Source organism: Desulfocurvus thunnarius (assembly GCF_055390965.1).
Genome location: NZ_AP042411.1, coordinates 344,096 through 358,061, shown reverse-complemented (window position 1 = coordinate 358,061; position 13,966 = coordinate 344,096). Strand labels below are relative to the sequence as shown.

General features: G+C 70.6%; 11 protein-coding genes. 7 read left to right on the top strand and 4 right to left on the bottom strand.

From position 1 onward, the window contains the following. Positions 1-14 precede the first annotated feature (14 nt). From kamA to ACZ5KV_RS01580, 3 genes are all read left to right on the top strand, one after another. Complete coding sequence (kamA, locus tag ACZ5KV_RS01590) at positions 15-1,331, top strand: lysine 2,3-aminomutase (RefSeq protein ID WP_464240594.1); 1,317 nt, start codon at positions 15-17, stop codon at positions 1,329-1,331. Continuing rightward, complete coding sequence (ablB, locus tag ACZ5KV_RS01585; protein ID WP_464240593.1) at positions 1,321-2,169, top strand: putative beta-lysine N-acetyltransferase; 849 nt, start codon at positions 1,321-1,323, stop codon at positions 2,167-2,169. The genes kamA and ablB overlap by 11 nt, the downstream gene beginning before the upstream one ends. A gap of 103 nt (positions 2,170-2,272) precedes the next feature. Then, on the top strand, positions 2,273-3,136 hold the full coding sequence (locus tag ACZ5KV_RS01580; protein WP_464240592.1) for a YitT family protein: 864 nt from the start codon (positions 2,273-2,275) through the stop codon (positions 3,134-3,136). A gap of 77 nt (positions 3,137-3,213) precedes the next feature. Here ACZ5KV_RS01580 and ACZ5KV_RS01575 read toward each other — a convergent pair whose 3' ends face one another. The 4 genes from ACZ5KV_RS01575 to ACZ5KV_RS01560 are packed head-to-tail and all read right to left on the bottom strand — an operon-like array spanning position 3,214 to position 9,986. Further along, positions 3,214-4,218: a diguanylate cyclase domain-containing protein gene (locus ACZ5KV_RS01575; protein WP_464240591.1), complete on the bottom strand. Its 1,005-nt coding sequence runs from the start codon at positions 4,216-4,218 to the stop codon at positions 3,214-3,216. Continuing rightward, positions 4,211-4,792, bottom strand: coding sequence for a chemotaxis protein CheB (locus ACZ5KV_RS01570; RefSeq protein WP_464240590.1), 582 nt, complete (start codon positions 4,790-4,792; stop codon positions 4,211-4,213). Before ACZ5KV_RS01570 ends, ACZ5KV_RS01575 begins: the two co-directional genes overlap by 8 nt. Further along, positions 4,789-5,703, bottom strand: coding sequence for a CheR family methyltransferase (locus ACZ5KV_RS01565; protein ID WP_464240589.1), 915 nt, complete (start codon positions 5,701-5,703; stop codon positions 4,789-4,791). The genes ACZ5KV_RS01570 and ACZ5KV_RS01565 overlap by 4 nt, the downstream gene beginning before the upstream one ends. Then, complete coding sequence (locus ACZ5KV_RS01560) at positions 5,700-9,986, bottom strand: response regulator (RefSeq protein ID WP_464240588.1); 4,287 nt, start codon at positions 9,984-9,986, stop codon at positions 5,700-5,702. The genes ACZ5KV_RS01565 and ACZ5KV_RS01560 overlap by 4 nt, the downstream gene beginning before the upstream one ends. Before the next feature lie 348 nt (positions 9,987-10,334). On the opposite strand from ACZ5KV_RS01560, the gene ACZ5KV_RS01555 reads away from it, so the two are divergent. The 4 genes from ACZ5KV_RS01555 (at position 10,335) to ACZ5KV_RS01540 (ending at position 13,892) form a co-directional block, all read left to right on the top strand. Then, positions 10,335-11,282: a cation diffusion facilitator family transporter gene (locus ACZ5KV_RS01555; RefSeq protein WP_464240587.1), complete on the top strand. Its 948-nt coding sequence runs from the start codon at positions 10,335-10,337 to the stop codon at positions 11,280-11,282. A gap of 63 nt (positions 11,283-11,345) precedes the next feature. After that, positions 11,346-12,536, top strand: coding sequence for an 8-amino-7-oxononanoate synthase (bioF, locus tag ACZ5KV_RS01550; RefSeq protein ID WP_464240586.1), 1,191 nt, complete (start codon positions 11,346-11,348; stop codon positions 12,534-12,536). Beyond that, entirely contained in the window at positions 12,533-13,174 is a 642-nt protein-coding gene (locus ACZ5KV_RS01545) for an alpha/beta fold hydrolase (protein WP_464240585.1), read from the top strand. Before bioF ends, ACZ5KV_RS01545 begins: the two co-directional genes overlap by 4 nt. Then, positions 13,134-13,892, top strand: a complete 759-nt coding sequence (locus ACZ5KV_RS01540; protein ID WP_464240584.1) for a methyltransferase domain-containing protein — start codon at positions 13,134-13,136, stop codon at positions 13,890-13,892. Before ACZ5KV_RS01545 ends, ACZ5KV_RS01540 begins: the two co-directional genes overlap by 41 nt. Positions 13,893-13,966: the final 74 nt, after the last annotated feature.

Below are 13,966 nucleotides of genomic sequence, written 5' to 3'. Positions count from 1 at the left end.
ACCCCAGGAGGACCATGCAGGTTTTCAACGCACACCAACAAACGGTCGCCCGGCGCATCAACGCCGGGGCCGACCACGGCAACTGGACCGACTGGCGCTGGCACCTGAAACACAGCGTGCGCGACGTGGCGACCTTCGAGCGCCTGGCGGGCCTGCGCCTGGACGCGGAGCACCGCGCCCGCGTGGCCCTGACCACCGAGCGTTTTCCCATGAGCGTCACGCCGTACTACCTCTCGCTCATCGACGGGGAGAACTATGCCGGAGACCCGGTGTTCCGCCAGTCCTTCCCCTCGCCGCGGGAACTGGACATCGGCCCCCACGACATGGCCGACCCGCTGCACGAGGACCGCGACAGCCCCGCCCCCGGCATCACCCACCGCTACCCCGACCGGGTGCTCTTCCACGTCAGCAACCTGTGCTCCATGTACTGCCGTCACTGCACGCGCAAGCGCAAGGTGGGCGACGCCGAGGGCGTGCCCTCGCGCCGCGACCTGGAGGCCGGGCTGGCCTACATCCGCAACACCCCGGCGGTGCGCGACGTGCTGCTGTCCGGCGGGGATCCGCTGATGCTCTCCGACGAGCGGCTGGACTGGATTCTGGGCGAACTGGGGCGCATCGACCACGTGGAGGTGGTGCGCATCGGCACGCGCATGCCCGTGGTGCTGCCCTACCGGGTCACCGACGATCTGGTGGCCATGCTGCGCACCCACCACCCCCTGTGGCTGAACACGCACTTCAACCACCCGCGCGAGCTGACGCGCTCGTCGCGTCGGGCCCTGGCCCGGCTGGCCGACGCGGGCATCCCCCTGGGCAACCAGACCGTGCTGCTGGCGGGCGTCAACGACTGCCCGCGCATCATGCGCGCCCTGGTGCGCAAGCTGGTGCGCGCGCGGGTGCGGCCGTACTACATCTACCAGTGCGACCTGTCCGAGGGCCTGACGCACTTCCGCACGCCGGTGGCCAAGGGCATGGAAATCATGGAGAGCCTGCGCGGGCACACCAGCGGCTTCGCCGTGCCGACCTACGTCATCGACGCCCCGGGCGGCGGGGGCAAGATTCCGGTCATGCCCAACTACATCCTGTCCTGGGGCGTGAACAAGGTCGTGCTGCGCAACTACGAGGGCGTCATCGCCACCTACGACGAGCCGGGCGACTACCGGCCCGCCGAGTGCGACCGCCGCTGCGACGCCTGCGACCTGAGCCTGATGACCGACGATGCCGAGGAGTGGACCGCCGTGGGCATCGAGAAGCTCATCACCGACTGGGACGACACGCGCAGCCTGACCCCCCGGGGCAACGAGCGCCTGGAGCGGAGGCGCCATGACCACTAGCGCCGACCGCGTGACCGCCCTGGGCGGCTCCACGGTGCAGCACGGGCCGTTGTCCAACCGCGTGTACCTGATGCACCTGGACCCCGGCGACTGCCCGCAGATCGTGGACGTGCTGGACGACCTGGCCGCGCGCCGGGGCTACACCAAGGTCTTCGCCAAGGTGCCCGCGCGCGAGACGCGCTGGTTCCTGCGCCGGGGCTACAGCGAGGAGGCCGTGGTGCCCGGGTTTTTCGCCGGGCGCGAGGACGGCGTGTTCCTGGGCAAGTTCCTCTGCTCCCGGCGGCGCGAGCCCGCGGACCCGGGCGCCCTGGCCGGGGTGGTGCGCACGGCGCGGGCCAAGGCCGCCGCCCCGCGCCGGGCTCCGGCCCTGGCCCGGGGGCTGCGTCTGGCCGCCCCCGGCCCGGAACACGCCGAGGCCATGGCCGGGCTTTACGCCCGCGTCTTCGTCAGTTACCCCTTCCCCATTCACGATGCCGCCTACCTGCGCCGGGCCATGGAACAGGGCGTGGTCTTCATGGGCGCCTGGCACGACGGGGAGCTGGTGGGCCTGGCCTCGGCGGAGCCCGACTACGCCGCGCGCAATGCGGAGATGACCGACTTCGCCGTGTTGCCCCGGCAGCGGGGCAACGCCCTGGCCCGCCACCTGCTGCGGGCCCTGGAGGCCGAGATGGCCCCGCGCGGGGTGGACCTGTTCTACACCATCGCCCGGGCCGCCTCCCACGGCATGAACACGACGTTTGCCCGCCAGGGCTACCGCTTTGCCGGAACGCTGGTGAACAATACGCACATCGCGGGCGGCATCGAAAGCATGAACGTCTGGTACAGGCGCCGGAACTGAGGCGCGGGGCGCGGGCGGCCGCCGACCCCGCCGCCCGGCCCCGGCCGCCGGCCGCACAACCGGCGCGTCCGGCCCTCCCCCGGGCGCGCCCATGGGGAGGACCATGGCCCGTTCGCGTTTCGACCTGACCTATTCCGTACCCTGGAACCTGGGGCTCATCTTCGTGGGCTCGGTGCTTTTTGCCCTGGGGGCCAAGGCCATCGTGGAGCCCCACGGGTTCGTGTCCGGCGGCGTGTTCGGCGTGGCCCTGCTGGCGAACTACGCCACCGGCCTGGCCAGTCCGGGCGTGCTCTATTTCCTGCTGAACATCCCGCTCTTCGCCGTGGCCTGGTTCTTCATCAGCCGCCGATTCCTCTTCTACAGCCTGTGGTCCATGGTCGTGACTTCGGCGGCCTTCGAGCTCATCCGGGCCGACTCCGGCATCCGCGACCCGCTGCACGCGGCCATCGCCGCCGGGGTGGTCTGCGGGGCAGGGGCGGGCATGGTCCTGCGCTCCCTGGGCTCCAACGGCGGGCTGGATGTCATCGCCGTGCTGCTCTTCCAGCGCTACAACTTCGGCATCGGCAAGTTCTACTTCCTCTTCAATCTGGCCCTGTTCTCCCTTACTCTTGCCGCCCTGGACGTGGATCTGGTCATCGATTCGCTGATCATGGTCTTCATCACCTCGGTCATGGTCGAATACTTCCTGGCCCTGTTTTCCCAGCGCAAGGTCGTCTACGTCATCTCCGACGCCAGCCCGCGCATCTGCGAGCGCATCCGCGACGAGATGAACCTCGGGGGCACCTTCATCCAGGGCCGGGGCGCCTACAGCGGGCAGGGCAAGGACATTCTGATGACCGTGGTCAACAACGTGCAGCTCAAGCGCCTGGAGGAGGTGGTCTTCACCACCGACGAGAACGCCCTGTTCATCGCCGAAAACACGTTCAGCGTCATCGGGTCGTCCTTTTCACGGCGCAAAATCTACTGAACCGGGGCGGGCGGGGCAGGACCGCCAGGCGGCGGCGGGCCGGGACGCTGCCGGGCCCGCCGGGAGCGGCGCGCGGGCTACAGGGCCGCGTCGGGGTGGATGATGACGCGGTTGCGCCCGGTCTGCTTGGCCTCGTAGAGGGCGGTGTCCGCCGCCGCCACCAGGGTCGAGGGCGCGGAGCCGCGCTCGGGGATCATGCAGGCCACGCCCATGCTCACGGTGACGCAGTGGGAGACGAAGGAGCAGGCGTGGTCCATGTCCAGGGCCTGGACTCCGGCGCGCATCTGTTCGGCCAGGGCGGCGGCATCCTTGGCGGTGGTGTCGGGCAGGATGGCCGCGAACTCCTCGCCGCCGTAGCGGGCCATGGTGTCCGAAGGCCGCTTGAGCACGCTGCTCATGACCTCGGCCGCGTGGCGCAGGCAGTCGTCGCCCGCCAGGTGGCCGTAGTGGTCGTTGTAGTTCTTGAAGCAGTCCAGGTCCACGAAGATGAGCGAGATGGGCTTCTGGTGGCGCTGGGCGCGGCGCCATTCCAGGTCGAGCACCTCGTCGAAGCGGCGGCGGTTGTAGATGCCGGTCAGCCCGTCGATGGCCGACAGGCGCTCCAGCAGCGCGTTGGAGCGCTCCAGTTGGCGGCGCAGCTTCTCCAGCTCCTGGATCTTGGCGTCCAGTTCGCGGGTCTTGTCCTGCAATGTCCGGCGCTGGCGGTACAGTTGCAGGAACACGTCCACCTTGCTGCGCAGGATGTCCGGGTCCAGGGGCTTGAACATGTAGTCCACGGCGCCCGCGTCGTAGCCGCGGAAGATGTGCTTCTGCTCCTTGCTGATGGCCGTGGCGAAGATGATCGGCACGCCGCGGGTGTTCTTGTGTCCGCGCATGAGTTCCGCCGTCTCGAAGCCGTCCATCTCGGGCATCTGCACGTCGAGCAGCACCAGGGCGAAATCCTCGCCGAGCATGCGGCCCAGGGCCTCCTGGCCCGAGGTGGCCTTGACCACCTCGACCTCGGGACCGTCGAGCAGCGCCTCGATGGCCAGGAGGTTCTCGGGCCGGTCGTCCACCGCCAGGATCTTGATGCGTTCAGTCATTGTCTTTCGCCATCCTTGAAAGCAGGGGGCCGATGGCCTCCAGGGGCAGAACATGGTCCACCGCCGTGGCCGCCAGGGCGGCCTGGGGCATTGCCGGGGCCGTGGCCGTGGCGGGGTCCTGCACTATGGTCAGCCCACCCGCGCGGGCGATGGCCGCCAGGCCCCGGCTGCCGTCCTCGTTGGCTCCGGTGAGCACGACCCCCGCCAGGGCCGGGCCGAAGGCCACGGCGGCCGTCTCGAACAGCACGTCCACCGAGGGCCGCGCGAAGCAGACCCGCTCGTCCGTGGACAGGGACAGGGTCGCGTCCTGCTCCACGAGCAGATGGTAGTTGGCGGGCGCGAAATAGGCCGTTGCCGGGCGCAGGGGCTCCTTTTCGTCGGCCTCCTTGACGCGGATGCGGCAGCGCTCGTCGAGCAGGGCCGGGATGGAGCTGTCGGCCGTGGGGCTGACGTGCTGCACCACCAGCACGGGCAGGGGAAAGTCGGCCTCCAGGGCGCCCAGCACCCGGGCCAGGGCCTCCATGCCCCCGGTGGAGGCGCCCACGACCACGGCCCGCAGACGGCGCGCGTTCATGGCTCGTCGTCCTGCGTCGCGCCGGGCAACAGCTTGCGGCGGAAAATCTTCTGCCCCGGCTGCAACTGCTCGAAGGCCTGGAGATGCCCGGAGAACTGGAGGCTCTCCTTGGTGCCCAGGCACAGGATGCCGCCCGGGCACAGGCTGTCGTGGAACAGGTCCAGGGCCCGGGCCTGGAGCTGGGGGTTGAAGTAGATGAGCACGTTGCGGCAGAAGATGAGGTGCATCTCGCCGAAAACCCCGTCGGTGACGAGGTTGTGCTCGGAGAAGACCACGTGCTCGCGCAGGGTGCGGTCGATGAGGGCGCTTTCGTAGCGCGCGGTGTAGTAGTCGGCGAAGGAGGCCTCGCCCCCGGCGGCCTGGTAGTTGCGCGTGTAGTTGCGGATGGCCTCCAGGGGGTAGATGCCCTCCTTGGCGCGGCGCAGGGCCTCGGGGTTGAAGTCCGTGGCGTAGATGCGCGCGCGGCCCTCCAGCCCGGCCTCGCGCAGCACGATGGCCATGGAGTAGACCTCCTCGCCCGTGGAGCAGCCCGCGTGCCAGATTTTCACGAAGGGCCAGGTGCGCAGCCGGGGCACGATCTCCTCGCGCAGGGCGCGGTAGAAGGGCGGATCGCGGAACATCTCGGTGATGTTGATGGACAGCACGGCCAGCAGCGAGCCGAAGAACTCGCGGTCCGTCAGGGCGCGGTGCATCATCGCCGGGACGGAGTCCATGCCGGACAGTTCCATGCGGTGCAGCAGGCGGCGGCGGACGTGGGCCCGCGAATAGTCGCGGAAGTCGTAGCCCCAGCGACGGAAGACGGCCTCCAGCAGGCAGTCGATCTCGATGCCCAGCACATCGGCCCCGGCGTCGGGGGCGGCGTCGGGGGCGGGCTCGGGGGCCGGGGCGCGGTCGTTGGGTTCGGCCTTCATCGGTACAACCAGACGCGCAACAGCGAGAAGAGCTTGTCGGTGTCCACGGGCTTGGCCATGTAGTCGCTGGCCCCGGCCTCGATGCACTTGTTGCGGTCGCCCTTCATGGCCTTGGCCGTGAGGGCGATGATGGGCAGGTTCTGGAAGCGTTTGCGCTTGCGGATGGCGCGCATGGCCTCGTAGCCGTCCATCTCGGGCATCATGATGTCCATGAGCACGAGGTCCGTCTCGGGGTTGGAGGACAGCTTCTCCACGCCCTCACGGCCGTTGCGGGCGATGGCCACCTCCATGCCGTGGGCCTCCAGGGCGCTGGACAGGGCGAAGACGTTGCGCATGTCGTCGTCCACCAGCAGAATTTTTTTGCCCGCGAGCATGGCCTCCTTGTCGTGGACCATGCGCAGCATGCGCTGCTTGTCCTCGGGCAGGTTGGCCTCCACGCGGTGCAGGAACAGGGTGGTCTCGTCCAGCAGGCGCTCGGGCGAGCGCGCGCCCTTGATGATGATGCTCTCGGCGTGGCGTGAAAGCTCCTCCTCCTCCTCGCGGCTCAGTTCGCGCCCGGTGTAGACGATGATGGGCAGCCTGTCGGCCACGCCGTCGTTGCGGATGCGCCGCAGCAGCTCGAAGCCGGACATGTCCTTCAGGCCGAGGTCGAGGATCATGCAGTCGAAGGTTTCGGTTTCCAGCATTTCATAGGCTTCCTCGCCGGTCTCCACGGCCACGGTTTCCACGTCGCCGTTGCCGATGAGCGCGCGGATGCTTTCGCGCTGGAGGGCGTCGTCCTCGACCACCAGAAGGCGCTTCACGGGCTTGGAGAGCACGCCCTCGATGCGCGCCAGGGCCTTGTTCACGGCCTCCAGGGTCACCGGCTTGGTCAGGTAGCCCACGGCGCCCATGCGCATGGCGTCCAGGGTTTCGTCGGCGGCGGACATGAAATGCACCGGGATGTGCCGCAGCTCGGGGTTGCTCTTCAGGCGGTCCATGACCGTCCAGCCGTCGATGCCGGGCAGGCCGATGTCGAGCACCACGGCGCTGGGCCGGTAGTAGTCCGCGAAATGCAGGCCGGTTTCGCCGTCGCCGGCCACAAGGCATTTGAAGCCCCGGTCGTGGGCCATGTCCACGAGGATGCGCGCGAAGTTGGGGTCGTCCTCGACGATGAGCAGCGCGCGGTCGCCCTTCTTGATGGATTTGCGGTCGTCTGGAATCTGGTCCGTGGATTCCAGCGGAGCCGGGGGCGCGGGGGGCTCGGGAGCCGCCGGGGCTTCCGGCGCGCCGGAAGCGGTGGACGCGCCGTGGGCAGCGGACGCGCCGGACGCGGGGGGCGCCTCGGGGGCCGGGGGCCTGGGCGCCTGGGGCGCGGCCTGGGGCTGCGCGTTTCCGGGCTGCGCCGTCTGGGGGGCGGAGGCCTGGGCGCGGGCGGCTTTCTTGGCCGCCGCGCCGCCCCGGGCCGAGCGGGGCACCCAGGCGGCCTTTTCCTGCTCCGGGCCGGGCTCGGGGGCACGGTAGGTTTCGGGCAGGAACAGGGTGAAGGTCGAGCCCTGGCCCGGGGCGCTCCGCAGTTGCAGTTCGCCGCCCAGCAGCCGCGCCAGCTCGCGCGAGATGGACAGGCCGAGGCCCGTGCCGCCGTATTTGCGGCTGGTGGTTCCGTCGGCCTGCTGGAAGGCCTCGAAGACGACGGCCTGTTTGTCCTCGGGGATGCCGATGCCGGTGTCGATGACGGCGAAGGCCAGGGAGGTCGCGGGGTCCAGGCCGCTGGCGGCGAGGCTGGCGTCCGTCGCGGGGCGCGAGATGGCCAGGGTCACCGTGCCCTGCGCGGTGAACTTGAAGGCGTTGGAGATGAGGTTGCGCAGAATCTGTTGCAGGCGCTGGGCGTCGGTGGTCAGTACGGGCGGGGCGTCCTCGGCCACGTCCACCACGAAGGCCACGCCCTTGTCCGTGGCGATTTCGGCGAAGATGCGCGTCAGGTCGGCGGTGACGCGGCGCACTGGCAGTTCTTCGGGCACGACCTCCACCTTGCCCGACTCGACCTTGGACAGGTCGAGAATCTCGTTGATGAGCGAGAGCAGGTCGGCGCCCGAGGAGTTCACGGCCCGGGCGGACTCGACCTGCTTGGGCGTCAGGTTGCCCGCCGGGTTGTCGGCCAGGAGCTGCGAAAGGATGAGGATGCTGTTCAGCGGCGTGCGCAGCTCGTGGGACATGTTGGCCAGGAATTCGGATTTGTATTTGCTGGCGATTTCCAGGTCGCGGGCCTTCTGTTCGATGAGGTCCTGGGCGCGCAGCAGGTCGATGTTTTTCTGGCGCAGGGCCGCGCCCTGCTTTTCCAGGGTCTTGGTGCGCTCCTCCAGTTCCTCGTTGGTGACGCGCAGTTCCTCCTGCTGGGCCTGGAGCTTTTCCTCCGAGGCCTTGAGGGCCCGGGTCTGCTCCTCCAGTTCCTCGTTGGTGACGCGCAGTTCCTCCTGCTGGGCCTGGAGTTCGGCCTCGGAGGTCTTGAGGGCCGCGGCCTGGGCTTCCAGGTCCGTATTGGCGCGCGCAAGCTGCTCCTGCTGCTCGCGCATGGCTTCGGCCTGGGCCTGGGCCTGGCGCAAAAGGTCCTGGATGACCTGGTGCGAGCGGGCGGTGAGCACGTGGATGGCCAGGATTTCCAGGCTCTCGGCCACCAGCCGGCGCATCAGGGGCGTGAAGGGCGCTGTGGCGCCCAGCAGCACAACGCCGAGGACTTCGTTTTCGTGGATTACGGGGGCGATGAGCACGTGGGGCGGCACGCGTTCGTCCAGGCCGGAGCTGATGGGCGGAGCCTGGCCGGGATCGATCTGCGAGAAGACCACCGTCTGGCGCTCCAGGGCCACCTGGCCCACCAGCCCCTGGCCCAGGGAGAAGCGCGTGAAGCTGCCCCGGCGGTCGGAGAAGGCATAGCCCGCCACGAGGTCCAGGAAATCGGCCCCCTCGGGGCGGGCATAGACCGCGCCGACCTGGGCGCCGCAGAAGGCGGCGAAATAGGTGATGAAGCGCCGGGTGATTTCCTCGGGGTCGTGCACGCCGCGCAGGGCGTCGTCCAGCCCCTGTTTGCCGCGCGCCAGCCAGTCGATGTCGCGCAGGCTCCCGGCCATGCGGTTCAGGGTCCGGGCCAGGACGCCCAGCTCGTCGCGCTGGTCCAGGTTCAGGTGCGCCGAAAGGTCGCCGTCGGCAATGGCCCGGGCGAAGGCCACGTCCTGCTCGATGGGCCGAACCAGACGGCGGGTGAACAGGAAGGAGCCCACGGCCACGGCCAGCAGCAGCCCGCCCCCGGCCAGGCTCAGGCGCCCGAGCAGGGCCTTGGCCGGGGCGGTGACCTCGGCCACGTCCATCTTGGAGACCAGGGCCCAGTCCAGCTCATGGTGGCGCAGGGGCGTGTAGGCCACCAGAACCGGGGAGCCCTCGCTGTCGGTGAATTGCCCCGCGCCGCCCTCGGGCCCGGCCTCGAAGGCCTTGGTCCAGTAGGCCGTGGGCGCGATCGTGCGGCCGATGACGTAGGCGCCGTCGCCCATGGTCCGCATGGACGAGCGGAACTCGTAGGTGCCCCGCCCGGCATCGCGGGCGATGATGTACGATTCGCCGCGCTCGCCCATGCCCTGGCGGGTGCGCATGAGCGCCTCGAAGGTGTCGGGCGAGAACTGCACGGCCACCATGCCCAGGAGCGTGCCGTCCGGGGCGAAGACGGGATGGCCCATGAAGGCGGACTCCACGTCCTGCGCCGGGGAGAAGGGCGCGAAATCCACGAAGCGCAGGCGCATGGAGCGGGTCACGAGCCGCCAGAGCTCGGCCAGGTTGGAGTCCGCCAGTTGGCCCACGGTGAGCATGGTGCCCGGGGCGGCGTCGGAGCGCGAGGAGAACAGAAGCTGGCCGTCGGTGGAGACGAGCAGCACGTCGTGATAGCCGAAGGTGCGCGCGTACTGGGTGAAGTAGGGCCGGTACTGGTTGTGCACGGCGTGGAAGATGCGCGCCTCCATGGCGTGCTCGGCCAGGCCGTCGGCGCCGATCCTGTGCTGTTCCAGTTCGCGCAGGGCGTTCTGGGCCTGCATGCTCTCGGCCAGGATGCGCAGGTCGTCTTCGCGTTCGCGGAAGAAGCCGCCGATCTGGGCGGTCTTGATGTCCTGCACTGTGCGCAACTGGTTGAACGCCTGCTCCATGAGGGCGTCGGAGGCCAGCCGGGTGCCCATCCAGCCCACGGCGAACAGGGGCAGGGCGCCGGTGAGCAGGAACAGCAGGACCAGCTTGGGCTTCATGCGGATGTCGGCGAATCGGATCATGGGGCGCCTCGTCTGGGCTGGGGCCGCACGCAAAAGGCGCGGCGGTCGGCTGGCGGCGTTTCCGTGCCGCTGGCGTTTTCCACAAAACTCCGGTGGATGCGTGATGGATAACCCTCCGGTCAATACATGCAACATGCGTTTTCTGCAAGCATAATGCGGTGCGTGATACGTTCCGGCAATGTTGCGATTTGATTTCAACATGTGGATAACGGCGTCGTGAATCCGGATGCGCCACCGGGCGGGCCGGTGCGCCATCTTGAATCCGGATGCCAAGGCGTCTATAGTGGCGCCCTGAAGCCGCCGGGCCCGCCCCGGGCGCGGCGGTGCGCACCCCGGCCGGGAGCCGTCATGTCTTCCCCCGTACGCTACGCCTATTATTCCATCGCCGCCTCGGTGCTGACCCTGGGCCTGAAGTTCGGGGCCTGGTCGCTCACGGGCTCGGTGGGCCTGCTCTCCGACGCCACGGAGTCGCTGGTGAACCTTGCGGCGGGCATGCTGGCCCTGTGGGCGCTGCTGGTGGCCGTGCAGCCCGCCGACGACGCCCACGCCTACGGCCACGGCAAGGCCGAGTACTTCTCCAGCGGCGCCGAGGGCGTGCTGATCATCGTCGCCGCCGGGGGCATCGTCTGGGCCGCCGTGGGCCGCTTCCTGGACCCGCAGCCCCTGGACCGCCTGGGCCTGGGGCTGGTCATGGCCCTGGTGGCCTCGGCGGTGAACTGGGTCACGGCCCAGGGCATGCTGCGCGCCGCGCAGCGCTACGACAGCATCACCCTGGAGGCCGACGCCCGGCACCTGATGACCGACGTGTGGACCTCCGTGGGGCTCGTGGCCGGGCTGGCGGTGCTGCTGGTGGCCCCGCCCTCGTGGGCCGTGCTCGACCCGATCGTCGCCGTGGTCATGGCCGCGAACATCGTGTGCACCGGGGTGGGGCTGGTGCGCCGCTCCATGGGCGGGCTCATGGACAAGGCCCTGCCCGAGGCCGAAATGCGCGCCATCCACGAGGCCATCCGCGCCGTGGCCGGGCAGGACGCCCTCTACCACGGCCTGCGCACGCGCAAGTCCGGCCCGCGCCGCTTCGTGGATTTCCACCTGCTGCTGCCCGGGTCCACCTCCGTGGCCCGGTCCCACGCGCTGTGCGACGCCGTGGAGCTGTCCATCGTCTCGCGGCTGCCGGGCACGCAGGTGACCATCCACGTGGAGCCCGTGGAGGACCCGGCCTCCTTCGACGGCCACGCCGTGGGCGGAGCCTGCGCCGGGAGCGGCAATTGCGGAAGCTGCCCTTCGGGCAAGGGCTGAGCCGGGGCGCCCGGCGGCCCGCCGTTGCGTATCGCCCCGTTTTCCGGTAGGCGGACACCTCTTATGAGCACCTTCGACTGGAACGACTTCATGGCCGCCCGGCTGGCCGAGGCCCGGGCCCGCTCCCTGTGGCGCGACATCCCGCCCGTGGACCGCGGGGCGGACCGCGTGCTGTCGTGGCAGGGCCGCCGTCTGCTGAACCTGGCCTCCAACAACTACCTCGGGCTGGCCGGGCGCGGCGAACTGCGCGCCGCCGCCGAACGTGCCGCCCAGGAACTGGGCACCACCTCCGGCGCCTCGCGGCTGGTCACGGGCAACTTCGCGGCCTGCGACGAACTGGAACGCCTGACGGCGGAGTTCAAGGCCCAGCGCGCGGCCCTGATCCTCGGCTCGGGCTACATGGCCAACCTGTGCGTCATGGCCGCCTTTGCCGACCGCCGGACCACGGTCTTCTCCGACCGCCTGAACCACGCCAGCATCGTGGACGGCATCGCCCTGGCCCGCGCCGCCCACGTGCGCTACCGCCACGGCGACATGGCCCACCTGGAGGCCCTGCTGGCGCGCCACGCCGCCGCCCCGCGCAAGATCATCGTCACCGACACCGTGTTCAGCATGGACGGCGACGTGGCCGATCTGGCGCGCATCGTGGAGCTGGCCCAGGAGCACGGCGCGCTGACGGTGGTGGACGAGGCCCACGCCACGGGCGTGCTCGGCGAGGGGCGCGGGCTGGCCCATGAACTGGGCCTCTCCGACGCCGTGGACGTGCACATGGGCACCTTTTCCAAGGCCCTGGGTTCCTACGGGGCCTATGTGGCCGGGCGCGAGGACGTGGTGGCCATGCTGCGCAACTTCGGGCGCCCGTTCATCTTTTCCACGGCCCTGCCGCCCACGGTCGTCGCCGCCAGTCTGGCGGCGTTGCGTCTGGTGGCCGCCGGAGGCGCCAAGGCCCGCAAGCTGCTGGACTACGCCGCCGACCTGCGCCACCACTTGGCGGCCCTGGGCTTTTCCACCGGGCGCTCGGTGACGCAGATCATCCCCGTGGTCATGGGCGACAATGCCGCGGCCCTGGCCGCACGCGATTTTCTCATGGAGCGCGGGGTGCTCGTTCCGGCCATCCGTCCGCCCTCGGTGCCCGAGGGCACGGCGCGGCTGCGCGTCTCCCTGCGTGCGGACCTGACCGAGGCCGACATGGAGCGCGTGCATACGGCCTTTGCGGATCTGGCCGTGGCCCGTTCGCGCGGGGAACTGGCGTGAGCCTCGGGGCCTTCGTTTCCGGCTGGGCCGGATACGCGCCGCTGTTTCCGCACCTGTCGCGCACGCTGGATTTCGTGGTGCCCTTCGTGGACGAGGACGAAGCCGGGCTTGCGGCCCGGCTCTCCGCCGGGGGGCGGGTGCTGGTGGCGTGGTCCACGGGGGCGCACATGGTCCTGCGCCTGCGGGCCGAGCTGTTTCCGCGCTTCGGGAAAGTGGTGCTCGTGGCGCCCTTTGTGGCCTTTTACGACTATGTGGCGCGCGAGCCCGTGCGGGCCATGCGCGCGGCCGTGGCCGCCGAAGGGCCCCGGCGCACGGTGCGTGCCTTCCACCGCGCCTGCGGCCTGCGCGGGGGCGTGCCCGATGCCCCAGACGCCGACGGCCCGGCCCTGGCCCGGGGCCTGGACTACCTGCTGACCTCGCGGGCCGTGCTGGCCGCCGGGGAGGACGGCGCGCGGGTGCGCGTGGTCCACGGCGCGGGCGACCGCGTGCTGCCCCTGGCGGCCTCGGCCCACGTGGCCGGGCTGCTGTCCGGCTCCTGGCGCTCCCTGGTGGACGCCGGGCACCATGTTCCCGAAGACATCCTTTTGGGCATTCTGCATGAAGAAACGGGTTGCGACGCGTTTCAGCCGCGCGGCTGAAAGCTACGCGGGGGCGGCCCGGGCCCAGGCCGAGGTCGCCCGGGCCTGCGCGGCGGCGCTGCCCGCCGGGCCCTGCGGGCTGGCCGTGGAGATCGGCGCCGGGGGCGGGCTGCTTACGGAGCTGGCCCGCGAGCGTTGCGCCTGGAGCCGCTACGTGGCCCTGGACATCGCCCCGGGCATGCTGGCCCGGCTGCCCCTGCGCGGCCCGCACGAGGCGGCCCTTGTCGCCGACGGCGAGGCCGCGCCCCTGCGCCCGGGCCGGGCGGACCTGCTGCTCAGCGCCTCGGCCATGCAGTGGTACCGCGACCCGTGGCGCTCCATTCCGGCCAACCTGGAACTCTTGGCCCCGGGCGGCGCCTTTGCCCTGGCCCTGTTCGTGGAGGGCACCCTGGCCGAACTGGCCCGGGCCAGCGCGGAGACGGGCTTCGGCTCCGTGCTGCCCCTGCGCCCGGCGCGGGAGTATGTGAATCTGCTGGCCTCCCTGCCGGGGGTGGCCTTCCAATGGCGCGAGCTGGAGGCGGCGCACACGGCGCCCTCGGTGCGCGAGGCCCTGGCCGGGCTGCGGCGCACCGGCGCCACGGCCACCCCGGCCCCGCGCGCCCACGCCCCCGCGCGCTGGCGGGCATTTACCCGGCGCTACGAGGAACTCTTCCCCGTGCCCGGCGGGGTGCGCGTGAGCTACCGCGCCGTGCTCTTGTGGGGCCGCCGGGAGGGGTAGGGGCCGGGGAACCCCGGGCGCCCGGGAGCAGGGCGCGTGCCGAAACGAACGGCCCGCCGCGTAGCGCACGCGGC

Excerpts from the sequence above, each read along its gene's own strand:
- ACZ5KV_RS01575 (WP_464240591.1), bottom strand. The coding sequence starts at position 4,218 with ATGACTGAACGCATCAAGATCCTGGCGGTGGACGACCGGCCCGAGAAC.
- ACZ5KV_RS01565 (WP_464240589.1), bottom strand. The coding sequence starts at position 5,703 with ATGAAGGCCGAACCCAACGACCGCGCCCCGGCCCCCGAGCCCGCCCCC.
- kamA (WP_464240594.1), top strand. The coding sequence starts at position 15 with ATGCAGGTTTTCAACGCACACCAACAAACGGTCGCCCGGCGCATCAAC.
- ACZ5KV_RS01555 (WP_464240587.1), top strand. The coding sequence starts at position 10,335 with ATGTCTTCCCCCGTACGCTACGCCTATTATTCCATCGCCGCCTCGGTG.
- bioF (WP_464240586.1), top strand. The coding sequence starts at position 11,346 with ATGAGCACCTTCGACTGGAACGACTTCATGGCCGCCCGGCTGGCCGAG.
- ACZ5KV_RS01580 (WP_464240592.1), top strand. The coding sequence starts at position 2,273 with ATGGCCCGTTCGCGTTTCGACCTGACCTATTCCGTACCCTGGAACCTG.
- ablB (WP_464240593.1), top strand. The coding sequence starts at position 1,321 with ATGACCACTAGCGCCGACCGCGTGACCGCCCTGGGCGGCTCCACGGTG.
- ACZ5KV_RS01540 (WP_464240584.1), top strand. The coding sequence starts at position 13,134 with ATGAAGAAACGGGTTGCGACGCGTTTCAGCCGCGCGGCTGAAAGCTAC.
- ACZ5KV_RS01570 (WP_464240590.1), bottom strand. The coding sequence starts at position 4,792 with ATGAACGCGCGCCGTCTGCGGGCCGTGGTCGTGGGCGCCTCCACCGGG.
- ACZ5KV_RS01560 (WP_464240588.1), bottom strand. The coding sequence starts at position 9,986 with ATGATCCGATTCGCCGACATCCGCATGAAGCCCAAGCTGGTCCTGCTG.